At 26.0% G+C, this 26499-nt stretch carries 18 protein-coding genes; 17 read left to right on the top strand and 1 reads right to left on the bottom strand.

Annotated features, from left to right (window positions below; all coding sequences use genetic code 11):
• The first annotated feature begins 143 nt into the window (after positions 1-143).
• The 9 genes from BGI42_RS13875 (at position 144) to BGI42_RS13835 (ending at position 13166) form a co-directional block, all read left to right on the top strand.
• On the top strand, positions 144-641 hold the full coding sequence (locus BGI42_RS13875) for a VanZ family protein (RefSeq protein ID WP_069681096.1): 498 nt from the start codon (positions 144-146) through the stop codon (positions 639-641).
• Positions 642-754: 113 nt separating this feature from the next.
• Positions 755-1396: a hypothetical protein gene (locus BGI42_RS13870; RefSeq protein ID WP_069680856.1), complete on the top strand. Its 642-nt coding sequence runs from the start codon at positions 755-757 to the stop codon at positions 1394-1396.
• 52 nt (positions 1397-1448) lie between these two features.
• On the top strand, positions 1449-2798 hold the full coding sequence (locus BGI42_RS13865; RefSeq protein ID WP_069680855.1) for a regulatory protein RecX: 1350 nt from the start codon (positions 1449-1451) through the stop codon (positions 2796-2798).
• Between the two features lie 59 nt (positions 2799-2857).
• Positions 2858-4129, top strand: a complete 1272-nt coding sequence (locus tag BGI42_RS13860) for a PspC-like choline-binding domain-containing protein (protein ID WP_069680854.1) — start codon at positions 2858-2860, stop codon at positions 4127-4129.
• A gap of 730 nt (positions 4130-4859) precedes the next feature.
• Positions 4860-9494, top strand: coding sequence for a CehA/McbA family metallohydrolase (locus tag BGI42_RS13855; RefSeq protein WP_069680853.1), 4635 nt, complete (start codon positions 4860-4862; stop codon positions 9492-9494).
• A 26-nt stretch (positions 9495-9520) separates the two neighbouring features.
• The gene (locus tag BGI42_RS13850) at positions 9521-10672 is read left to right on the top strand and encodes a YibE/F family protein (RefSeq protein WP_084023893.1); all 1152 of its coding nucleotides are present in this window, start codon (positions 9521-9523) and stop codon (positions 10670-10672) included.
• A gap of 278 nt (positions 10673-10950) precedes the next feature.
• The gene (locus BGI42_RS13845; RefSeq protein WP_069680852.1) at positions 10951-12333 is read left to right on the top strand and encodes a PspC-like choline-binding domain-containing protein; all 1383 of its coding nucleotides are present in this window, start codon (positions 10951-10953) and stop codon (positions 12331-12333) included.
• Positions 12334-12664: 331 nt separating this feature from the next.
• On the top strand, positions 12665-12913 hold the full coding sequence (locus BGI42_RS13840) for a DUF4160 domain-containing protein (RefSeq protein ID WP_069680851.1): 249 nt from the start codon (positions 12665-12667) through the stop codon (positions 12911-12913).
• 28 nt (positions 12914-12941) lie between these two features.
• On the top strand, positions 12942-13166 hold the full coding sequence (locus BGI42_RS13835; protein WP_069680850.1) for a DUF2442 domain-containing protein: 225 nt from the start codon (positions 12942-12944) through the stop codon (positions 13164-13166).
• A gap of 183 nt (positions 13167-13349) precedes the next feature.
• On the opposite strand, the gene BGI42_RS13830 is transcribed toward BGI42_RS13835, so the two are convergent.
• Entirely contained in the window at positions 13350-14042 is a 693-nt protein-coding gene (locus BGI42_RS13830; protein ID WP_069680849.1) for a 5'-methylthioadenosine/adenosylhomocysteine nucleosidase, read from the bottom strand.
• A gap of 622 nt (positions 14043-14664) precedes the next feature.
• Here BGI42_RS13830 and BGI42_RS13825 point away from each other — a divergent pair.
• The 8 genes from BGI42_RS13825 to BGI42_RS13790 all read left to right on the top strand — a co-directional run bounded on the left by BGI42_RS13825 (position 14665) and on the right by BGI42_RS13790 (position 26344).
• Complete coding sequence (locus tag BGI42_RS13825) at positions 14665-15426, top strand: tRNA threonylcarbamoyladenosine dehydratase (protein ID WP_069680848.1); 762 nt, start codon at positions 14665-14667, stop codon at positions 15424-15426.
• Between the two features lie 1322 nt (positions 15427-16748).
• Positions 16749-16910, top strand: coding sequence for a carbon storage regulator (locus BGI42_RS13820; RefSeq protein WP_069680847.1), 162 nt, complete (start codon positions 16749-16751; stop codon positions 16908-16910).
• Positions 16911-17333: 423 nt separating this feature from the next.
• Positions 17334-18311, top strand: a complete 978-nt coding sequence (hag, locus tag BGI42_RS13815) for a flagellin Hag (protein ID WP_069680846.1) — start codon at positions 17334-17336, stop codon at positions 18309-18311.
• A gap of 80 nt (positions 18312-18391) precedes the next feature.
• The gene (locus tag BGI42_RS13810; protein WP_069680845.1) at positions 18392-21310 is read left to right on the top strand and encodes a CDP-glycerol glycerophosphotransferase family protein; all 2919 of its coding nucleotides are present in this window, start codon (positions 18392-18394) and stop codon (positions 21308-21310) included.
• 245 nt (positions 21311-21555) lie between these two features.
• The gene (locus tag BGI42_RS13805; protein WP_069680844.1) at positions 21556-22500 is read left to right on the top strand and encodes an RpnC/YadD family protein; all 945 of its coding nucleotides are present in this window, start codon (positions 21556-21558) and stop codon (positions 22498-22500) included.
• A gap of 240 nt (positions 22501-22740) precedes the next feature.
• Positions 22741-23772, top strand: coding sequence for an Rpn family recombination-promoting nuclease/putative transposase (locus tag BGI42_RS13800; RefSeq protein ID WP_105165933.1), 1032 nt, complete (start codon positions 22741-22743; stop codon positions 23770-23772).
• A gap of 383 nt (positions 23773-24155) precedes the next feature.
• A complete protein-coding gene (locus BGI42_RS13795) occupies positions 24156-25103 on the top strand; it encodes a GNAT family N-acetyltransferase (RefSeq protein ID WP_069680843.1) in 948 nt (315 codons plus the stop codon).
• A gap of 386 nt (positions 25104-25489) precedes the next feature.
• A complete protein-coding gene (locus tag BGI42_RS13790) occupies positions 25490-26344 on the top strand; it encodes a PRD domain-containing protein (RefSeq protein WP_069680842.1) in 855 nt (284 codons plus the stop codon).
• Positions 26345-26499 lie beyond the last annotated feature (155 nt).

Below are 26499 nucleotides of genomic sequence, written 5' to 3'. Positions count from 1 at the left end.
TATTTTATAATATTTTTCCATAAGACTAGTACTGGATTTATTAAATGGTGGCAATAATTTAAATAAATTAAGATTTAATAAATGGAGATAAATATATTATAATGTTATTTATAAATAAATTTACAATTTTAGGAGTTAATGTAATGAAAAAAGTTTTTTACATATTTTTAAGTATTTTATGTTTGTGTTTTATATTTTTTAATTCAAGTCAAAATGGCAAAGAATCTAATGTTAGAAGTAATAATGTTGTAGAAAAAGTTATTACAGATATTAAGGAAAGTGATATTAGTATACCTACTATTTCTAAAGCACATATAAATAGGAAGGAATTTAATTTAGTAATAAGAAAATTTGCTCATGGCTTTGAATTTGGTATGTTATCAATTATATTATTTAGAGTTTTTAGTTTTTTTGTTTTAAATAAAAATAATGCTATGATTTATTCATTATTTTTGGTATTAATAGCAGCAGTAAGTGACGAATTTTTTCAATTATATATTTCAGGTAGAAATTCTAGTATTAAGGATGTAGTAATTGATTTTACAGGTGGCGTTATTGGAATTATAGTCATTAGAACTTTAATATTGATTAAAAACAAATACATGAATAGGAGTATAAAGAACATAATTACATTATTGTAATTTAACTATAAATAGAGTATTATATACTATATATTACCTAAAATAAACATTTATGTAATGCTTCGTTAAATTATACTTGTAAAACTTCATATTTGAAAGGGGATAGAACAAAAATGAAAATGAAAAGATTAATGTCAATATGCGCAATTAGTTTAGCTGTTGCTTGTTGTACTTCAGCTAGTGCTTTTGCTGCGCAAACAACTGAAGGTAGAGAAGCATCAGCTAAGAAACTTGCTATTAGTTTTTTTAAAGAAAATCAAGTAATTGAGGGTATAGACATCAGAATAGATACACCTATAGAAGATTATGCTACTGATGGTTTAATTAAAGAATTTGAAAATTTAGCAAAAGATTTAGGAATAAATACTTTTGATAAAACTAAAGGTATAAAAGAAAATCTAGAAAAAATAAAAGAAAATCAAAACACATTAAAGACAACAAAAAATTTAAATATAATAAAAAAATTTGTTAAAGGCAAATTAAATAACTATGAAGAAGCAGAAAACTTAGCTAATGTAATTAAACGTGATTTTAAAGTTGCAAAATATGGAGATTTAAAAATTGGTAAAAATATAAATGGAAAAACAACAGCAACTTTAGAAAAAAATAATAAAATACTTTTCCAAGTAAATACTGACAATATATATAATATGAAGAATGAACTTTCTGGAATAGATTCATGGAGTCAATTAAAAACTGCAATAAAAAAATATGCTCCTAATTCAATATTAAATTATTATAAAATGACAAAGTAATTAATGTATAACTTAATATTATTTAAAAATAAAACATAAGGAGGCATTAATAATGAAGAAAAATAAGTGTATTAAATTCATAACCATAATCTTATTAATGTCTAGTATTACACTTTCAATATTATCTACTTTTGTTAATTTGGTTGTTTTAAATAAAAATATATATTTGAAATTATTGAATGAAAGTAATACTTATACAAAAGTAGAAGAAAAATTATATGAAAAAATGGATTCATTATTAGGTAGTAATGTAGATGAAGATATTAAAAAATCCATTATTACTGATGAAGATATAAAAAAAGAGTGCAATGTAGTTTTAACATGTATAATAGATGATTTAAAAAATGGTACAAATAATAAACCGATCATAGATAACGAAGTATATAAAACAAGAGTTAAAGATGTTTTAAAAAGTATTATAGGACAAGATGTTACATCTAATAAGAACGTATCTTTTAATAATAATTTTAATATAAAAAATATGAATTTTATGAAAAGCGAAGTTCAAGGTAATCAATATAAGATGAATTATACATTTAGTTCTCATAATAGTTCCAATAGATCACCAATTGTTCTTGCGAATTTAGCCACTAGGGCTGAATTAGAAGCTAAAGGAAGAGCGTTGCTAAAAGCTAAAGGATTAACAGAAGCACAAGCAAGACAAAAATTGGCTGAGAAGGGGATTAGTGAAGAACAAGTATGGGATATGTTAAGAAAAAATGGATATTTAGATGAAGAAGATTCATCAGACTCTAAGAATAATAGTAATAATAATTCATCACAAGATAATGAAGTTAATAGTGATGACAGCCAAAATTCAAAAGATAGTAAAACTGACTTAATTAAAGAACAAGCAATAAAAAATAATAAATTATATAATGGTGAATTTAAAGATGTTATAGATTCGGTTATTTCTGATGGTGCTAAAACATTTGAAGAAAAAATTGGAGCTATATCTGATAAGATATCAGATAAAGCATGTAAATTTATAGATAATGAAATTCAAAAGTTGACTTTGAATAGTTTAATAGATTCAAAGTTATTTAAAGTGTCATCAAATATAATAAGTTTTCTTCATAAGTTTAATTTGATTTTTGTATTAATTTCAGTTATTCTTATTGGAATTTTAGTTAAGTTAAATGAAGGAAATATTAAATTAACATTAAAAAACATTGGACAAGTATTAATGATAATAGGAATATTATTTATTTTAATATTATCTGGAATTTACTTTTTTATAAGTAATAATGGTATAAATGTTGGCCCTGAATATTTTAAAGAACCAGCCATTTATATAATAAATAAGATTTTAACAATGTCATTACAAGAAAGTTTTATTATTTTTGTTATAGGAATATTATTAGTTATTTTTAATAAGAGAAGATTAAAAAACATAGTTTAAAAATTGACTTAATGATTTTACGTATGATTTTAGAAATAATTAAGGAGGGTAATTTAATAATGAAGGGTTTAAATTTAAAGAAGATAGTTGCAACAGCAGTTGCAGCAATGACAATAGCAACTGTAAGCCCAGTTGGAGCTTCAGCAGCATGGAAGCAAAATTCAACTGGATGGTGGAATACAGAAGGAAGTTCTTATTCAACTGGATGGAGAAACATAAACAGTAATTGGTATTATTTTGGACAAGACGGATATATGAAAACAGGATGGGCAAATGATGGTGGCAAATGGTATTTCATGAATCCATCAGGAGCAATGGTATCAGGTTGGATAAATAATAATGGAACTTGGTACATTACAGATGGATCAGGAGCAATGAAAACAGGATGGGTAACTGATGGTGGTAAATGGTATTTCATGAACCAATCAGGAGTAATGCAAAAAGGTTGGATAAATAATAATGGAACTTGGTATATTACAGATGGATCAGGAGCAATGAGAACAGGATGGATAAGTGATTGTGGTGAATGGTACTTGATGAGCCCATCAGGAGCAATGAAAACAGGCTGGGCAAGCGATGTTGGCAAATGGTACTTTATGAACCAATCAGGAGCAATGCAAAAAGGTTGGATAAATGATAATGGATCTAGGTATTTTGCTAATTCATCAGGAACAATGCAAACTGGTGTAATTGAAGTTGATGGAAAAATATATTATTTAGCAGAATCAGGAGTAATGCAAACAGGAAAGATTACTATTGATGGAACTGAATATACATTTGCAGCTACTGGTGAAGCTATTGGAGATGAAAAGCCAGCAGTAACTAATTCATTTAATGTTGATGGAACTTTAGTAAAAGAAGATTCAAATAAACCAGCTGAAAATGAAGAAGAAGAAAGATCACATGGCGGTGGAGGCGGTGGTGGATCACATCATCATCATTCATCTACTGATAAAGATAAAACTAATGTACAACAAGATATAGATAATGCTTTTTCTACTGCTAAAAAGATAACTGTAAAACATGAAGATAATACAAACACATATGAATTTAAGTTTGATAATGAACTTAAACAAAATGGTTATGATTATGTAACAAGAGATTTATATGTTACTAACAATGCTGGTACTACTAAAGGTATATCTTATGAAGATGGAAAATATACATTTAAGCCAGGAACATATACAGTAAAATCTGTTATTCGTGTTATAAGAGGTTATAATAAAGATGGCTTAGATTTAGCAAAAATCTACTATGTAACTCCAGATACAAAAACAATAACTGTTAATGCAGATAAAACAATAAAAGTTGAAGATAAAACTACTAAATAATATATGGATATTATTTAGGCACATTTAAATAAATAACTAGCATTTTTGACTTATTATTTATTTTCATATGCCTTAAGTTTAAAAAGTTTTCTAAAATATAAAAATACTATTAGTAAAAAAGATGACAGTCATTTTATATGGTGATTGTCATCTTTTTTGTATTATAAATAGTTGAGAGGGGAGAGTGGAGAGTTGAGAGTGTAGGAAAAAATTCCTTTTGGGAATTTTGATATATTATTATTTTGTTTTATAGAAGGTGAGTGATGTAAGGTTTAGTAAGTGAAATTTCAGAATGATGAAGGGAGTTGAGAGGGAGATAATAATAGTTGAGAATTGATAATGGAGGGTAAATAGTTGAGAGTGGAGAGTGGAGGGGAAATAGTGGAGAGTTGAGAGCATGGTAAAAAATTCCTTTTGGGAATTTAAAATATATATTTTTAGAAAGTCCATAGGACTTTCAACTAAAACTTTCAATTATCAATTATCCACTCTCAACTAACAAAAGTGGCTATAGGAATAGGTTTAAAGAATTTTTGATGATAAATAAAAACAGACCATATTGAATAAATTAGTATATTTTCAATATATTATCATAAAATTTATTGTTAAGTTAAATTTTTTATAATAAATAATTTGAATTTATAAAAATATCTTTAATAATTGAAAAGATATTTTATATATAATATACTAATAAATATAACAGTATTTACAAATAATGGGAGGGGAAGTAATGTTAAAGAAAAATAAAAAACTACTTGCGTTATTAGTTTCTGTATCAGTTTTAACTACTTCTGTTGTATTACCAAGTGAAAGAGCTTTTGCCTTAGGTGATATGATTGGTTCAATTTTAAATGATAGTTCAGATACTAAAGTTGATAAAACTAAGTCTGATGAAGCTAAAGTTAAATCTGAAACTAAATCTAAAGATAATAATATTAAGGAAGAAAATAGTGAAGACAAGGTTTTAAAAGATAAAAGTGATAAAGATAAAACTGATGTAAATAAAGATGATGCTTCTAAAGGGGTAACAGATAAAGATAAGTTAGAGGGTAATTCAGAAACTGCTTCAAAAGATGAAGTTAATTCTGAAAAAGATGTAAACGATGACATAAAATCAAAAGATGATTCTGATAATAAGAATAAAAATAAACAAGACAATAAGAATACAGACAAAGAAGTAAATGAAAATAAAGTTAATGAGAAAAATAAAGAAGATGCTGATAAGAATCAAGAGAATATAGAAAAAGACAAAGAAGATATTAATAAAGATCAAGAAAATAGTAATAATGAAAAAGAGAATATTATTAATGAGAAAGAAAATATTGAAGAAAAAGTAGAGGACTCAACAGAAGCAAAGAGTGTTATTAGCATTGAAGATGCTTTAAAGGTAAAAAAAGGTGAAGAAGCAACTGTAGAAGGTGTAGTTTCTTTCAATGATAGAAATAAAACACTTTATATACAAGATGAAACCGGTGGCATAGCTATATCTAATTATAAAACTGAAATTAAGTTTAATGAAATAAAAAAAGGAGATAAGGTTAAAGTTACAGGTGAAAAAGGTGATTTTCATAAATTAGTACAATTAAAAGTAAGTAAAATTGAAGTTGTTGAAAAAAATGTAGATTTGGAGCCAGAAACTGCATCTATAGAAGAATTAAATTCAGGAAAATATGAATCTAAATATATAAGAATAGAAAATGCAGTTGTAGATATGGTAGTTAATGGAGTAAGAAAAGATTATAAATTAAAACAAGGTGATAAAACTTTAGATGTTTTCTTTATGCCAAGTGGAGTTGATATAAAAAAAGGTGATACTGTAAATGTAGAAGGTACTATAGGAGTATATAATAAGACGATTCAAATTTATGGTGGATCTTGTACTTTTGATAAGATTGGTGAATTTGTTAAGTTAAACATAAAACATGATGTTATTAATCAGGCTGATATTAATAACGATTTTAAAATAGATGCAGAAGTAACAGGAACTGAAGTAAGCTGTGTAGAGCTAAATTATAAAGTTACTGGAACTGAAGAATTTAAAAAGTTAGAAATGACTAAAGGTGAAGGTAATAAATATAGTGTTACCTTAGGAAAAGAAAATTTAGATTTAAAAGGACTTGAATATTATATATCTGCTAAAGATAAAAATGGGGAGAGTAATACAGATACTTATTCAGTAAGAGTTACAAATGGTATTGCACCTGAAATATATAATATTAATCCAGCAGAAAATTCTAGAGTTAAAGAGGAAGAGTTTTCTACAATAAAAGCTTCAATTAAGTCTGATAAAGAGATAAAAACAGAATCTATTAAAGTTTATTTAGATAATAATGATGTTACCTCAAAATCTAAAATTACAAAAGAATCTATTGAGTATACACCTAGTGAAAAACTTAAATATGGCTCACATATAGTTAAAGTAGAAGTTAAAGATAGTGTTGGAAATTTAACTTCTAAAGAATGGACATTTAGAGTATTTAAAGATGGTGATTTTAGACATTTATTTGGACAACTTCATGCACATACCAACATTTCAGATGGAAAAGGTTCATTAGATGAAGCTTACAAGTGGGTAGAGAAAAATGGAGCTGATTATTATGCAGTAACAGATCATTCAAATTGGTTTGATAATGATACAGCAGCAAATCTTGCAGATGGATCAGCTAGTAAAGAATGGGTGGAAGCTCATAAAATAGCAGATAAATATAATAAAGATGAAAATTTTACTGCTATTTATGGATATGAAATGACATGGTCAGGCTCTACTGGTGGATGGGGTCATATAAATACATTTAATACACCAGGATTTGAGACAAGAACTAATAGAGCTATGGATTTACCTAATTATTATAAAACTATTCAAACTCAACCACAATCAATATCACAATTAAATCATCCAGGTAAGACTTTTGGTGATTTTGCTGATTTTGGATTCTATAGTGAAGGTGCAGATAAATATGTAAACTTAATTGAAGTAGGTAATGGTGAAGGTCCAATAAGAGGTTCAGGATATTTTCCAAGCTATGAATATTATACAAGAGCTTTAGATAAAGGCTGGCATGTTGCACCAACTAATAGCCAAGATAATCATAAGGGTAACTGGTTTACATCTAATAATGCTAGAACAATAGTACTTGCAGATGATAATTCAAGGGATTCTATATATGATGCTCTTAGAGAAAAGAGAGTATATGCTTCTGAAGATACTGATATGACAATAGATTATACAGTAAATGATGAAGTTATGGGAAGTTGTTTAGGAAATGTGGATAAGCTTAATTTTAAAATAAATGCAAAGGATCCTACTGATAAGATAAAGAAAGTTTCAATTATAGCTAATGGTGGAGTTGAAGTTGATTCTAAAACATTTAATTCTAATGAAGTTAATTGGGAATTTTCTTTAGATCCAGAATATAGTTATTATTATGTTAAGGTTGTTCAAGAAGATAAGGATATATCAGTAACATCACCAGTATGGGTTGGAGATGCTTTAAATGTTGGTTTATCAAATGCAAAAGTAGATACTGATATGACATTACCAGGGGAAAATGTAGAATTTAATGTTGGATTCTTTAATAATGGTGAAAATGAAGTTAAAGATGTTAAGTTTGAATTCTTTAAAAATAAAATAAATGATGCTAATAAAATAGGTGAAAAAGTTATTGAAAAGATAGAAAGTACTAAAACTGAAAACGTTAAATTCAATTGGAAAGCACAAAAAGAAGGGGAATATACTTTATATGCAAGAGCAACTGTTAAGTTAGAAAAGGGTGAAAAATCATTTACTACTAGTGCTAAGGTAAAGGTTGTTGATCCTGAAAAAGTTCAAAAGATATTAGTTGATGGATATCATTCTAATCAATATATAACAGGAGATTATGCAGGAAAGTATACTGCATTTAAGAATTTATTAACTGAAAAAGATGGTTTAACAATAATAAATAAAGATAAAATAACTGATAAAACTTTAAAAGATGTTAAGGTATTAGTTCTTACAAATCCACAAAGCAAAGATGATGATACTTCAGGATTTAAGGCAAGTAAGTTTGATGATAGTGAAATACAAGCTATAAAGAGATATGTAGAAAAGGGTGGAAATATAATATTATCAACTAGAGCAGATTATAAAGATGGAAAAGGTGAATATAGCAATGGAAGTCAAATGAATTCTGTTTTAGAAGCTATAGGAACTAAGTTAAGAATAAATGATGATGAAGTTATAGATGAAAAGAATAATGGAGGACAACCATATAGATTATATTTAACTAATTATGATTCACCAAATTATAATTTAATTGATGGAATTAAAAATGGTAAGGATCAATATAGTTTTTATAATGGTGCATCAATAGTTCTTGCAAAAGGAGCAAATTCAGATGGCGTTGATTTCTTAGTAAAGGGATTTGAGACTACTGAAACTAAGGATGCAGATAATGATGGGGATAATGTACCAGTTACAAAGGGAAGTGTAAACACACTTGGAGTAGAACAATTAAGTAATGGTGCTAAAATAGCTGTTTCAGGAAATACTTTCTTTTCTGATTTTGAAATTGATGGTACTAATGGAGAAAAGTATTCTAATATAAAGATTACTAATAATATTGTAGATTGGATGATGCCAGGGAAAGAAATTAAGTCAGTTAAATTAGGTGATATTAGAAAAGATAGCGACAATGATGGAAAACCAGATTTATATGGTCAAAAAGTTACTGTTGAAGGATATGTTACTTCACAATCTGAAGCTGTAGAACCTAAGAATTCATTCTTTGAAGTTGTTTATGTTTCAGATGAAACTGGTGGGGCTTGCGTATTTGGAGTATCTGGCACTAAATTAAAAGTTGGTCAAAAAGTTAGAATTACAGGTGTAGTTGATGCATATCAAGGTGAACTTGAAATATCATTAGCAGATAGAGATAATGGCCCTGCTTCAGGTGATATTGAAGCTAAAAATGTTAAGTTAATAGATGAAAATATAGTTGATATAAAACCTATTAAACTTTCAACAAAAGATAGCATGTTACCTAGCAATGGTGGAAAACTTGTTAAAGTAAAAGGAAAAGTTGTAAGAATGGACAATCAAAATTTATATATTGATGATGGAACAGGTGTATCAAGAATATATGTTGAAGGATATATTTGGGACGGAGTTAATAAAGAAAAATCTTTAGGTAAATGGAATCATAATATTAAAGTTGGTGATGAAGTTACTGCAATTGGATTAGCATCATGGGATCCAGAAGGAGCTAGATTAAGAGTAAGAAATACTGGTGAAATTAAATTAGCTTCTGATGATAATAGTATTGAAGAAAATGTTATAAGTAAACATTGGGAAAACAAAGATTGGACAAGAAAAAGAGTTAATTAGATGATGAAATAAGAGGAGCGTTTTCTGTGGAAATTAAGAAGTATAAAACAGATATTATATTTATAATAGTAACTTTGGTTTTGGGATTGGCTATTATATATATGTCAAAATTCATATTTGTAGGTGGATTTGTAGAAGATAAGGCCAACAGAGGTGTTGAATATTATAAGGCAGAAGTAATTAAAATTAATAAGGAAAAACTTAAAGAAGATAAGTATATTGAGGGTATAGAATTAGGCTATCAAAAGGTTAAAGTTAGGATTTTAGATGGCCCATACAAAGATAATGAATACAATGTGCTTAATAATATAAGTAGACTTTATAATACAAAGACCAAGGTTGGAAGCAAAGTTATTACTGCATTTTATATTAAAGATGGAAAGATAACTGATATGATGATTTCAAGTTTTACAAGAAGTCATATATTGATAGCTATGGGGCTACTATTTTTAATTTCAATATTATTAATAGGTGGATTTAAGGGAATTAAGGCAATAGTATCATTAATATTTACAATAGTTTGTGTTATATATTTGATGTTGCCTTTAATGCTTAAAGGGGTAAGTCCTATATTATCATCACTTATAGTGGCTGCTGTAAGTATAACAATAACTCTTATGCTTATATCAGGAAAAAATAAAAAGAGTTTAGCAGCAATACTTGGAACTTTATCAGGAGTTATTATAGCAGGTATATTTGCTTATGTATTTGGATTATGGGCTAATCTTTCAGGAGTAAATTTAACTGATGCAGAAAGCATTATGTATATATCTGAAACTACAGGTCTTAAAATAAAAGGGATAATGTTTGCAGGAATATTAATATCTGCTTTAGGTGCTGTAATGGATGTAGCTATGTCAATATCTTCATCTATATTTGAAATTCATTCAATAAATAATGAGATGTCAATAAGTAAGTTGTTTAAAAGTGGAATGAATATAGGAAGAGATATAATAGGAACAATGTCCAATACATTAATTTTAGCTTTCGCAGGAGGCTCTTTAAATTTATTGATTCTAATTTATTCTTCTAATATGACCTTTAATAGATTGATGAACTTGGATGTAATAGGTACGGAATTAATTCAAGGACTAGCAGGAAGTATTGGAATAATATTAACAGTTCCAATAACAGCATTAGTTACTTCATATTTATGTAAACATGAAAAAGAAATATAGTATTTAATTAGTTAAAAAGTATAAATTACTCTATGAAAAATAGAGATAAAAATTAAATAATGATTAAGGAGATTACTTTTTATTAAATAAATTATTAAAAGGAGGTTACTTTCTATTAAATAAATTATTAACCAGTTTAAATCTAATTATAGGTTAAGAGATTTATTTTTAGTAAATTTAAAAGTTTAGTTGATTTAAAAATACTATGAGTTGAAATTATGGATAGTGTAAAGTACGCTATGAAAAAATATCTTTAAATTATGGAAGGGGTAAAGTTTATGAAAAGTGCTAGATTAAAAAAGATTACAGCAGCAGTAATGGCACTATCAATTATAGCTTCTGTATCTCCAGTTGGAGCATCAGCAGCATGGAAACAAGATTCTAATGGATGGTGGAATGATAAAGGTAGTGCTTATTCTATAGGTTGGGAAAATATAAATAGTCACTGGTATTACTTTGGACAAGATGGTTATATGAAAACAGGTTGGGTAAATGATAATGGAACTTGGTATTATGCAGATGGTTCAGGAGCTATAAAGACTGGATGGATAAGTGTTAATGGAAATTGGTATTATACATCCCAAAGTGGTGCAATGCAAACAGGCTGGATAAATGATAATGGAACATGGTATTGTACTGATAATTCAGGAGCTATGAAAACAGGTTGGTTAAGCGATAATGGAAAATGGTACTATACATCATCAACTGGGGCAATGCAAACTGGTGTAGTTAAGGTTAATGGTAAGGTTTATTCCTTAGCTTTGAATGGAGAAATGCAAAAAGGTAATGTTATTATTGAAGGAAAAACATATACTTTCTCTGAAAGTGGAGAATGTATAAGTAGTGAAGTTCCTAAGGCAACTAAAGAATTTGCACCAGGAAATGTAGATATAACTACAAATCAAAATTCAAATAATAATACTGCAAATAATAATGAACAAAAAAATGATTCTGAAAAATCTAATGATGATTCAGATAAGAAATCAAGTAAATCTAAAAAGCATCATAGTAGTTCAAGTTCAAGCTCAAATGACTCAGATAAATCACATGTATCTATATCTAAATTGAATATAGATAAACAAGATATATCTTTTAATTATGAAATTAAAGATAAAGCTCAGTATGACGTGAAATGTGAAATGTATGATTTTAATAATAAAATTGTAGATACTGTAAAATGGGAAAGACCAGATAAAGTAAATGGTTTGAAAGCCACTATTTTTATAACAGATATATTAGGAGAAATGAATCAAAATGATTATATAGTATCAAAAATTATTTCTAAATCAGGTGATAACGATAGTACAAGCTTTGAATCAGAAAAGATGCAAGTTGTAAATAAATCTAAATTAAATAATGAAATAAGTAGTGTAACTACTAAAAATGAAGATAATAAATACAATTGCATAGTTCAAAGTAAGGAAAACTTTGCAGAAGGAATTTATGTATTGTACGGATTTGAATCTGAAAATAGTGCTTATGTAAAAACTGTTTATTGCTCAGGAAATACTAATACATTAGAATTTAAAAATGTTGGTTCTAAGTGGATTAATGAGGGAACATCAAAGATAAAACTTGCAAGAATTTATGATACTAAAAAAGTAAATGATAATTCAGCAAGTTGTAAAATTCAAGTTACGGATAAATTTAATATGAAATAAAAGTAGTTGAGAATGTGATAAATAGTTGAGAATTGAGAGTGGAGATAATAGGTGAGTTGAGAGTTGAGAGTTGATAGTGGAGAGTTAATGAAAAAATTCCTTTTGGGAATTTAAAATATATATTTTTAGAAAGTCCATGGACTTTCTACAAAAACTCTCAACTCTCAATATTTTATAATATTTTTCCATAAGACTAGTACCGGTATCAACTTTCAACTAAGAAAAAGTAAGGTCTAAATTATTGTTTCAATAATTTGGATCTTACTTTTTTGTTTATTAAAAAGATATCATAGGATATAATATACTTAAATAAGTAAATGAGGTGAATAACATGCCAGTTATTACAAGATTTTATGGAATAGTAGTAAAGATGTATCCCAATGATCATACGCCACCACATTTTCATGCTATATATGGAGAATATGTTGGAGTTATAGATATAAATACATTGGAGATGATAGAGGGAGATTTATCTAATAGAGCTTTAAAGTTGGTAAAAGAATGGGCTGAGAAGTATCAAAAGGATTTAATGGATATGTGGAATACTAAAGAGTTTAGAAAATTAGAAGGTTTGAAATAAGAACTATGAATGTTCCAAAAATTAAAAAATAAAAATAGATTCTCAGCGATATGTATTAATAGTTCTATTTGATAATGGGGTAACTAAAGAAGTTGATTTTAATAAAAAACTAAATGATGATTTTTATTGTGATTTGAAAAATAAATTATTGTTTGAACAAGCAAAAGTGGATGTTGGTGGATATGGTGTGAGTTGGAATGACGACATTGATATTAGTGAATATGAAATTTGGAATATAGGAAAAACTATATAATTTAGTAGTTAAGAGGGAAATAATAATAGTTGAGAATTGAGAGTGGAAAGTGGAGAGTTAATGAAAAAATTCCTTTTCGGAATTTAAAATATATATTTTTAGAAAGTCCGTAGGACTCTCTACCAAAACTCTCAACTCTCAATTATCAACTCTCAACTAACAAAAGTGGCTCAGCCACTTTTGTTATAGTATTTCAATCATTTTGTTTAATATTTTAGTTGAATTCTTAACTGCAATTGGAGTGAATTTTTCATAATCCATATGTGCACCGTTATTTGCATTATCAGAAATTGACCTAATAACTACAAATGGAATTGAATTTAAGTAACAAACTTGAGCTATACTAGCACCTTCCATTTCACAAGAAATAGCTCCAAATTCTTTTTCAAGCCATTGAATTTTTTCTAAATTAGCAACAAATTGATCTCCAGAAACTATTCTTCCAGTGAAACTATTTAATTCAGAAATTTCTTCACAAGATTTTTTAGCAGCAGCAACCATTTCTTCATCACATTTAAAATCAAATGTATCCAGTCTTGGAATTTGACCAATCTTATCTCCAAATATTGAAGTATCCATGTCATGTTGTACTAGATTTTCAGCTACAACTATGTCACCAGGATAGATATCTTTTCCAATACCACCAGCAACTCCAACATTTATAATTTTATCAACACTATATTCAGATATTAATATTTGAGTACATACAGCTGAATTTACTTTACCTATTCCACAAACAACAGCAACAACGTTTTTTCCGTTTATAGTTCCTTTGTGGAAAACCATATTTGCTTTTTCTTTTTTTTCTTCAAGATTTAAATCTTTTAATAATATCTCTAATTCTTCTGCCATAGCAGCGATTATTCCAATTGTCATAAAAATCCTCCTAAAAATTAAGTTATATTAGTTTATATTATAAACACTAAGAGGAGAATTTAATAGTAATAAATTTAAATTAAGGTTAGATGGGATAAATAGTTGAGAGAATAGGTAAGTGGAGAGTGGAGAGTGGAGAGTTAATGAAAAAATTCCTTTTGGGAATTTAAAATATATATTTTTAGAAAGTCCATAGGACTTTCAACTAAAACTCCAACTCTCAATTATCAATTATCAACTTTCAACTAAAACTCTCAACTCTCAATTATCAACTTTCAACTAAAAAAGTGACATAGGCACTTTTTTGTCATACAATATCCTAGTTAACTGAGTAGAATACTCTTATTTATGATATAATATGAGAAAAAGATTTTATAGTATAATTTATATTATTATATAAGAAGCTAATTTATATAACTAGACTTGTGCAGTTGTTTAGATACACACTAAAACTCTCAACTATCAATTATCCATTCTCAACTAACAAAAGTGGCATATCACTTTTGTTTTTAAGCTGTTTATTAAAATTGCTTAATTTAATTCACAAGTTAGAGTATATAATTTAGTTTTTGTGTAATATGATGTATTTAATAATTTAAATAAGATGTAAGGAGAGAGTAAGATGTTAGCACAACATTCTTTATCAAGAACAGAATTGTTAATAGGAAAAGATGGTTTAGATAAATTAAAAAATAGCAAGGTAATGATATTTGGAATTGGTGGAGTTGGAAGTTTCACTGTTGAAGCACTTGCAAGAGCTGGTGTTGGTGAATTAATACTAGTTGATGATGACACAGTTTGTTTAACTAATTTAAACAGACAAATACATGCTACATATGAAACAATAAGTAAATCTAAGGTTGAAGTTATGAAAGAAAGAATTCTTTCTATAAATAAAAATTGTAATGTTATAACTCATCAAACTTTTGTTACTCAAGATAATATAGTTGATATAATTCCTAAAGATATTGATTATATTGTAGATGCAATAGATACAGTATCAGCAAAACTTGGATTAGCAGAATATTGCTATAAAAATGATATAAGAATAATGAGTTCTATGGGGACTGGAAATAAATTAGATCCTACTCAATTTAAAGTTACAGATGTTTTTAAAACAAAAGTTTGTCCATTAGCTAAAGTAATGAGATATGAATTAAGAAAAAGAGGAGTAGAAAAATTAAAGGTTGTATACTCAGAAGAATTACCTTTAAAGCCTAAAGCAGAAGATGTAGTTACTTGTAAAACTGGTTGTGTTTGTACAGGAGGCACTAAAAAATGTGCTAGTAAAAGACAAATACCAGGTAGTATATCTTTTGTACCACCTGTTGCAGGAATGATAATTGCAGGAGAGGTAATAAAGGATATTTTAGATATTAAATAATTAAATTTTAGTAATATAATTGATACAACAGTATAAAGATATAGACTTTTCAGATATTGATTAAATAATTAACCATCTAAGAAAATCTGAAAGTTATGATCTATTAAGAGTTTGAAATTATGATTTATTAAATGAAGTTTATGGAACTTCAAGAAATGTTATTAAAATTTTGTTAATATAATTGCTTTGTAATATGTAAGAATTTTAATTATTAATGTGAAATATGTATTAATTAGGATATTAATCTAGAGTTAAATTATAAAAAAGTAAACAAGATGTCAATATATAGATTATAAGAAGAGATGAAATAATTAATTTCTTTATAGTTTGAATTTCTTTTAAAAATAAATTAAAAATAAACTATGATTCGTGGACTAGTAGGCTTGTTCTATTATGAAGGACAGCATATGACAAAAAAGCGTAATAAATAATGAGCTTAATTCCCATAAAAATTTATTGACTACACAATATGTTGAGTAACTAGCATGAAGTTATCCACAACATGTTGTTGATAATGTTAATAACTTTGATAATTTAAAGATCATAAAAGAGTTTAGTAAAAAACAAAGAGTGAAATGTTTCAAAAATATTCACAATTAAATGAATTTAGTATAGGATGTTTATGAACTAAATAAAAAGGTTAGGTTTTTTATTATGTTTAAATTTTAATAAGAATAAATAATGTATTAAGAAAGAAATTATTAATGATTTAATGAACAAAATATGTGATGTTAATTAAATAATATTATAACTGTTGATTATATTAAAATTTTAGTAGGAATAAATAATGTGAATAACATAAGATTTATTTATGTAAAAAAGAATATTAAAGATAATTTATTTTATTAATTATATAATGTAAGGATTATTTAAAACTGTTAAAAAGAATTATTTAATTTTATGAATTAAGTAATTCTTTTTTATTATCTTAAATTAATAAGAATAAAATTAGAATTTTATTGAAGAAAACCATATATATGCTATAATTAAAAGGAGTGAGTTACAGATAATAAATAAATTTACATAAAAGTTATTTATGCTCTTAGAAAAAATATTTAAATTAAGTATAAAGTGGATAATAAATCTTACGATAATATAAATATAAGATATTCAGGATGAATTTAGATGTCTCAGGAAGAGGCTTGTCTTATAAAATAACAAGAAGTTATTTTACTTTAAATTTAAAATGCTTTTATTGCAAGAAGCAATGAAGGTACTCAGGAGGAGCATATAACCTATTAAGTTTAGCAGGAAGCTAAGTTATATAGGGTGTGTTTCTCCTATTTTTATTTATACGACAAGCGTTAGGGGGACTGTGTTAAATGTTAGTTTTAGGCCGTAAGCCAGGTGAATATATAGTAATAGACAACAAAATAAAGGTAGCAGTAGTAAAGACTGATGAGGGCAATCTAAGACTTGCCATTGATGCACCAAGAGAAATTGAAATCGTAAGAGGCGAAGTATACGAAAAAAGATGTAAATAATATTTTAAACTTGTTTTAAAATTATGTTATGTTCTAGCAAAGTGTTCATATACGAATAAGCAAAGCTGGACAGATTAAAGCATAAAACAAAATTAAATAATAGTACAAGCTCAGGAAGAGTGATTTTCATTAAATATTAGCAGGAAGCTAAGTTTTAATGAAGATCGCTCTTTTTTTGATTTCAAATAAATGTCCAGCAACGCGGGGAGTGGAGAGTGGAGAATTGAGAGTTTAGGAGGTTTTTCTAAAGAAAAACTTCAATTTGTAAATTTAAAATTTTTCACAGAAAAATTATCAACTCACTCTCCACTCTCAATTCTCAACTAAATAATGTTAGTTATCCCGTAAGGGTTTCTATAAATATAAAAAACAAATTACGGTGGAAAAGGATGTCCACTTTAAAATTCAAGGAGGTATTTTATTATGATAATCAATCACAATATGAACGCAATGAACGCTCACAGAAACATGGCAATGAATACTGTCAACAGTGGAAAATCAATGGAAAAATTAAGCTCAGGTTTAAGAATAAACAGAGCTGGAGATGATGCAGCAGGTCTTGCAATCTCTGAAAAAATGAGAGGTCAAATCAGAGGTTTAGATCAAGCTTCAAGAAATGCACAAGATGGGATTTCTTTAATTCAAACTGCAGAAGGTGCTTTAAATGAAACTCATAGTACACTTCAAAGAATGAGAGAATTAGCAGTTCAAGCTTCTAATAGTACTAACACAGATACTGATAGAGCAGAGATACAAAAAGAAATTAATCAATTAACTTCAGAAATTAATAGAATAGGAAATAATACTGAATTTAATACTCAAAAACTTGTAGATGGTACTCAAAAATTATCTGGTACAACAGGTGGTTTACAATTACAAATAGGAGCCAATGCAAATCAAAGCTTTAAAATTGATATATATGATATGAGATCAAAAGCTTTAGGAATATCAGGCGAGACTTCTGAAGGAGCAGCTAAATTAACAAAAGGTAATACAACAAATGGAGTTGCCATAACTGATGATGAAGTAACTCTAACTAATGAAGCAAAATTTACAAAATCAGATAAGTTAACAGATAATTCTGGAAGTGATGAATATGCATTAGATGTTAGTTCATTTGAAAAAGCTACAGCAGCAGTAAAAGTTTTTGATAAAGCCATTGAACAAGTTTCTGCTGAAAGATCTAAATTAGGAGCTTTCCAAAATAGATTAGAACACACAATAAATAATTTAGGAACTTCTTCAGAAAATTTAACAGCAGCTGAATCAAGAGTTAGAGATGTTGATATGGCTAAAGAGATGATGACATTCTCTAAGAATAACATCCTTAGCCAAGCTGCACAAGCAATGCTTGCTCAAGCTAACCAACAACCACAAGGAGTTCTTCAATTATTAAGATAACTTAAATTTTGAATAAGCTCACTCACAAGAGTGAGCTTATTTTTTTAACAGTTTATTAATAGATGGAAAGGAGTTAGAATATGAAAGCAGTTGTTATTTTATCATCAGTATCTTACAACGATAATAAAATGAAACAAAGACCTCAACATATAGCTGATTGCTTAGCGTTAAAAGGCTATGATGTTATTTATATTAATATTTCTGAAATTAAGAAAATAGACTTGGAAAATTTCAACAGTTTGGTTAGAAATTTTAAAGAGTGTACTTATGTAAAAAAGACAAATAATAATATTTATGAGTTGGATAGATTTTCAGAGTATAATTTCAATGGTATATTACCGATAATAGAAAAATTTTATAAAAAAAATAATGTAGTATTTTTATGTGGACATCCGGATTGTTTAGATTTATTGAGTGATTTAGATGAACACTCAAATATCATATATGATTGTATGGATGATTGGAGTGAATTTGTGCATGATATTGCATGGGGAAAATTAGACATAATTCAGAAGGAAAGAAAGCTTGCATCCATAAGTAAATGTGTTATAGCTTCAGCCAAAAAGTTATGCGCTAAAATGATGCCATATAATAAAAATGTACATTATATTCCAAATGGTGTTAATACAAAAGATTATGAGTTAGATAAAAAAATAATACCAGAAGATTTGAAAATGATAAATGGTCCTAAAATATTATTTATGGGTGCTATAGCTGGATGGGTAGATGTTGAATTATTAAACTTTTTATGTAAGAAAAGACCAAATTATAATTTTATTTTTTTGGGAAATATATTTAAGGAAAAGTTGCCTGATTTTAAGAATGTATATTATTTAGGTATAAAAAATTATTTTAGTTTAAAATATTACACTAGTAATGTCGATGTATCAATTATAGCATTTAAGAAAAATAAATTAACATCAAGTGTTAGTCCTTTAAAATTTTTCGAGTATATAAGTGCAGGATTGCCTGTTATAACTACTATGTTACCAGAACTTGTAGATAAATTTGGAGCAGTAATTACAAAAGATTATGATGATTTTTTATATAAGTTAGATGAAGTTATTAATACATCTAGTTATAATTCATCAGAATATAGAAAAAGTTTAAAAATAGAAAGTCAAAAATATGATTGGAGTATATTAGTAGATAATATGTTATGTCATATAAGTGATGAAAAATTAGATACTAATAATGATTTTTTAAGGTTATGTATAAATAAATACAATAATTATATAGGTGATAATATTATTAACAATGAAGTTCTTACTATGTATAATTTATTAAATGAGTACGGAAATGCTAAATTATTAGCAGAAAAAATTATAAGAAATAATCAAAAATCTGATTTGGAGCAATTAGCATTAACTTTTTTTAAAACTGGAGAAGTAGAAAAATCTATCAGTTACATAAGAGCGTTTTTTCAAGAAAATGTTAGATATAAATACTATGAAAATTATTTGAATAAAATTCAAGAGAGAGACGATTCAAAAAGAATATTTGAAATTTTATTGTATAAATTGTGTGGAAGGGAATATGAAGCTTTAAATATTTTAGATAGTTATATTAATGAAAATAAAAATGATTCATTTTTATATTTTTTTCTTGCAAGTTTTTATATAGATTTACATGAATATGACATTGCAAGGAACATAATTTTTAATTCTATTGATTTAGCTATTAAGGAAAATCAAAAAATTATTTTTGAACCGTATTCAATTGATTATTTGATAGAATATTTAATAGAAAAGAAAAAAAATTATATTTTAGCAGAAGAGATAATGAACAATCTTTATGAAATGGGGCTTGGATATATTTCGGACAATCACTGGGCACAATTATATTTTTATAAAAGCTATCAAAAAAACTTTGAAGATAAAAAGAATAAAGTTGCATTTATAATACAGACCCCATTACATTATTATTTATATAACCCTGTAATAAAGGAATTAAATAAATTAGGTATAGAACCTGAAATCATTATTAATGATAGTATAAAATTTAACGATGAGTGGTCAAATATGTATAATTCATGTGTAAAATTTATTAAAGAAAAAATGAAAAATAAATTAGATATAATAATGCTTTCAGAGGTATTAAATCAGTCTATTAAATATAAATGTTTAATTACTAATACAGATATGGGAGAAGAAGTTTGGAATATAGCTAAGTATAATTTGGGAATGAAATATGGTGGGCCGTCAAAAGAAGTTTATTCATGTGGATGGTGGAACATTAATTATGATACGATTTTTTGCATGGGGAATTATGATTATTCAAAATTGAATATATATAATAGTTGTGAAAAAATTGGGTATCCTAAATTTGATAAGTGGTTTAATGACAAAAATTTAATTAAGGAAGAAGCATTAAGTGATTTTAATTTAGATAGTAATAAAAAAACTATTTTATATGCACCAACATATGGTGAATTATCATCAATTAATGTGTGGATAAAGACAATTAAAGATTTACAAAGTAAATATAATGTAATTGTAAAAATGCATCATGGTACTGCTTATTTGGCAAATGAATTAAATAGAAGAAAGTATATTCAGGATAATTTTATTAATGTAATTGATGATAGATATGATTTATTAAAAGTATTTTCATTAACAGATATATTATTAATAGACAACAGTGGAGTTATGACAGAGGGAATATTAGCAGATTTAAATATTATAAAACTTGATTTTGATTTTAATGAAGAATGTGTATGGCTTACAGATGAAAATAGTATGGATCAAAAAATAAAAAAACATATTATAAGTGTGAAAAAAGAAAATGAATTATTAGAAGTATTAGATAATAGAGAAATATTTGAAAATCAAAAAAAAGAAATTAATAATTTAAAGAGGATTCTTTGTGAATATATAGATGGAAAATCTGGAGAGAGAGTTGCAAAAACAATAAAAGATTTTTTAGAAGATAATATAACAAAAGAAGATAATTATTTTAGAAAAAACTTATTAAATCATATAAAACAATTAAAAAGTTAACTTTTAACAATCCAATAAAAAATCAATAGCCCTAAAACTTAAAAACGTTCTAGGATTAGCTTAGTGTTCTCAGCACTAAGCTTTTTCTATCTTTATAATATCAAATTTCAATAAAAAATAAATATATAATTTTTTTATTGACCTCTGGGGTGTAAATTTTTACAGGTACAAGTTTAAAGATTATTAGTTGTTTTAAGGATATGAAATTTAGGTTATAATTAAGATAGAGTAAGGTAGGTGATAATTTGACAGTTAGTAATGAAAAAGTAAAACTTGATGAGATATTGAAGTTTTTATTTTCTACATCTAAAAAAGTGTTGGTTAATTTATTAAATGGGGTTTTTGAAGAAAATTTTAGTAGTGATGAAGTTGAATTATCAGTAAGTAATAATGAATTTATAATGGATACATTTGATACTTTAAGAGGAGATGTATTCTTTGAAGTATTAAATAATGAAGTTAGTAATAAAGTTACTTATCATCTGGAATTTCAAACTAAAAATGATAGTACAATGATAATAAGAATGTTTGAATATGGATTTAGAAAAGGTAAAGAACAAACAGGAAATAGAGATGACTTTAAAACTATTTATTTTCCAAAACAAAAGGTGATTTTTATTGAACGAAATAATAATATAAAAGATGACATAAAGTTAAGAATAGTATTACCTGATGGTCAGAGTTTTATATATTCAGTACCTGTAATGAAATATTGGGAATATACTGATAAAGAACTTATAGAAAATAAGATGTATCCTTTATTACCGTTGCAGTTATTTAATTTGAGAAAAGATTTAGAGTATGCAAGAAGAAGTAATAATATTGATCAAATAAATAATTTGTCACATGAGGCAAAGGAAATAGCTTTAAAAATAGCTAATGAATCTAAATATTTATTTGATAATAATGAAATAGTAGGTGAGGACTTCCATAAGATGTTACTTGCAATACAAAACTTAATTGAATATTTAAATAGAAATTATTTCAATGATGATAGATTAGAAGAAGAGGTGAGTACAATGACAAAAACATTATATGATCCAGAAGTAGAAAAAAGAGGTATAGAAAAAAAAGCAAAGGAAACAGCAATAAAAGCAATAAAGCTAGGTATGAGTAATGAAATAATAATTGAATTAACAGGATTGAGTAATGAACAAATAGATAATATTAGAAAAGAACAAAGTCATTAAATTAATTAAAATAATTCAATAGTCCCAAAACTTAAAAACGTTCTAGGATTAGCTTAGTGTTACCAGCACTAAGCTTTTTCTATCTTTATTATATCAAATTTCAATAAAAAATAAACATATAATTTTTTCATTTACCCCTGGGGTGTAAATTTTTACAGGTACAAGTTTAAAGATTATTAATTGTTTTAAGAAAATGAAGTTTAGGTTATAATTAAGATAATAAATAGTAGGAGTGATGTTTTGAAAAATAATAATGTGCATCATGAACACGATGTAGGATATAAGCATATATTTTCACATAAAGAAACATTTTTAGAGCTTTTAAGAAGTTTTACAAATAAGGAATGGGTAAATTTTATAACAAAAGATAATTTAGAATTAAGTGATAAATCATATATACTTTCAGATTTTGAAGAGGAAGAATCAGATATAGTATATAGAGCAAATATAAATGGGGAAGAGATAATATTTTATTTATTATTAGAATTTCAATCAAAGGTTGATTATAGAATGCCTATGAGATTGTTATTTTATATGACAGAAATTTGGAGAGAAACACTTAAAAATTCTAAAAAAAATGAGATAAAAAGAAAGAATTTTAAGTTACCAGCGATAGTACCTATAGTATTGTATAATGGGAAGCATAATTGGAGTGCAAAAGTTAATTTCAAAGATGTATTAAGTGGATCAGAATTATTTGGAGATAATGTTTTAGATTTTAATTATATATTATTTGATGTTAACAGATATTCAGAAGAAGAATTGTATAGAGTATCAAATTTAGTTTCAGCAGTATTTTTATTAGATCAAGAATTAAGTGAAGAAGAGTTAATAAAAAGATTGCAAAAGATGATTAAGATACTAAAGAAAATATCTCCAGAACAATTTAGTTTATTTAAGCAATGGCTAAAGAAAATAGTAAAACCAAGAGTTAGAGATAATTTGCAAGGTGAAATTGATGATGTTCTTGAAAAAAGTAATCAAGAGGAGGTAGATTTTATGGTTAGTAATTTAGGAAAAACTATAGAAAGAATACAGAATAATGCCATAGAAAGAGGATTAAAACAAGGAATAGAAAAAGGGATAGAAAAAGGGATAGAAAAAGGAATAGAAAAAGGAATAGAAAAAGGAATAGAAAAAGGAATAGAAAAGAAGGCTAAAGAAACAGCAATAAAGGCAATAAAAATGGGAATGACTAATGAAGTAATAAATGAATTGACAGGATTAAGTGATATAGAAATAAATGATATAAGAAAAGAGCAGAGTCATTAATTAAAATTGATAAGCTTATATTATTGAAATATTAATGGATTTTATCTAACTAATAGTAAAAAAACAAGCTATTAATTGGACAAAAAAGTTTGAATTAAGAGGGAAAAAGGTATATTTAAATATATATGAATTTAAAATTGATTATACTAAAGAGATATATAATGTTAAAGAATTTTTATATAAGATGAAATAAATAAGCATAAATAAGCATAAATAATTAAAGTACTGATTATTTATGCTTATTATTATTTTTTAATAAACTTAAATATGGTAGAATAGATATAGGAAAAAATAGAATTTTTTATGGATGTTATTATTAGTGATAAATAAGATAACATTTATTGATAGTAGAAGTTTCGATTAAATGCAGTAGGAGAATTTTGATGGAATCTAATTTTAAAGTTAAAATAGAAGCTAGTAAGTTGTCAAAAAATGAATATATAATTAAAGATAAAGATGACATAACTATTGGTAGATTTTATATAATAGGATTTATTAATTCCAATAAAAAATGTGATATTAAGCTTAATTTTTATAAAACATGTAAATATGAATTGTTAAAAGAAACATTAAAACTCACTCTTAGAGCTGTATTTAAGGATATAAATATATATAAAGTTAATATTAGAACTGTAGAAGGAATAGATGTTAATTCATTTTTAGATTTAGGATTTGCTTTAGAAGGGGTATTTAGTGAAAATGAATATCATGATGGTAAGTTTTTTGATGAATTATCATTTGGAATAACCAGAACAGAATATAACCACAAAGCAAAGTCTTCTTTTATAGAAATAAAAGGTCAAAATGTAGTGCTAAGAAATTTAACACCTGGAAATGCAAATGATTTATTAGAATATTATGTAAGAAATAAAGAGCATTTATGTCCTTTTGAACCTGATAGAGATAAAAAATTCTATACATTAAAGGGACAAAGAAATCTTTTAAATGAAAGTTATAGACAATTTTTAAATGGAAATTCTATTGAAGTAGGTATATTTAAAAATGATGTCTTTATTGGAAAAATAAAATTAGCTAATTTGGTTTATGGAAGTTTTAAAAATGGAATATTAGGCTATTCTATAGATAAGTTAGAACAAGGACATGGATATATGAAAGAATCTGTTAACCTCTTTGTAGATTATCTTTTTACAGAAGAAGATTTACACAGAATAGAAGCATCAGCATTATTGGAAAATGAAAGATCAAAGGGTGTTTTAAAAGGTTGCGGATTTAATGAACTAGGTATAAATAAGAAATATTTATTTATTAATGGTCAATGGAAAGATCATATTACTTATTATATTACTAGAGAAGAATTTTATAAAAGATAATTAAAAGACATATACAAGATTAGGAAATATAATGAAATTTTTATCATGTATAATTAAGTATTCAAAAATTAAATAATATATTATATTAAAGATTAAACTCAATTTCTGCTTAACAAAAAATTATAATAGTAACTTTGTTAAAAATACTAATTATATTTAATTTTAATGCTATAATAATTGATGAGTTATTAGGCATATGAGAATAAATAATAAGTGAAAGATGCCCAAATATTTTGTGAAATACAATGACTGAGGTTATGATAATAGTTGTTTTATTAGTATGTTACAAGGAAGAAGTAATTCACAAAATCAACTAATATACTGATTATTTATTTAAATGTGCATTATATAAAATAATAAATTTTGTATATAGAAAGGATAATGGAATGACAATAATACTTAATAAAAGCGAAGTAGTGTCAAAAGTTTTTAATAATAATATAGTTTTAGTTAATTCAGATGGTAAAGAAAAAATACTTTTTGCTAAAGGTATAGGATTTGGTAAAAAACCAGGTCATATTATACCTGAAAATACTGAAATAGAAAAAGTTTTTACTATAGAAAATAAGGAAAATATAAAGAATCTCCATGGCATGATTGAAAAAATTGATGATGAATTTTTTGCAGTTTGTGAAGAAGCCATATATGAAATATCTAAACAATTAAAAGAAGAATTAGATGAACATATACACATTGGTTTAATAGATCACTTATTTATTGCAGTTAAAAGAATGAAGAATAAAGAAGAAATAGAAAATCCATTTTTAGTTGAAACTGAAACTTTATATTCAGAAGAATTTAGATTGGCTAAGATAATTGCAAAAAAGGTAGGAGAATACGCTAAAGTAAATATTCCTGATGGTGAAGTAGCATTTATAGCACTTCATATACATTCTTCATTAAATAATGGTAAACTTTCTAATACAATAAAAAATACTTATTTAAGTAGCACTATAGCTGAATATGTTGAAGATAGATTAGGAATAAAAATAAACAAAAAATCTTTAGATTATGCTAGATTTTGTACTCACATTAAATTTGCTCTTCAAAGAATAATGGAAAATACAAGTATTCATAATGATTTATCTAAAATTATAAAGAGGACATATAGTGAATCTTATTCAATAGCTAAGGGAATTGCTAAAATTATTGAGGATGAATTTAAAGTTAAAGTTACAAAAGATGAAGTGGCATTTTTAACTATACATGTTGAAAGATTCAAGTTATCTAAAGGTAATTAAACCTTTACAAAAGAAAATTAATATGATATTATTATTATAGAATTAAGGTGTAACTGGTAGTGCAGGCAAGACTTAATATAGGTGAAGAAAAATTTATTACAATAGTGTTTTTTATTGAATAAATTTTTCTGGGCTTATATTTAAGTCTTTTTTGT

The organism is Clostridium taeniosporum, from assembly GCF_001735765.2.
GTDB lineage: Bacteria > Bacillota > Clostridia > Clostridiales > Clostridiaceae > Clostridium > Clostridium taeniosporum.
This window is presented reverse-complemented; position numbering and strand designations above follow the sequence as displayed.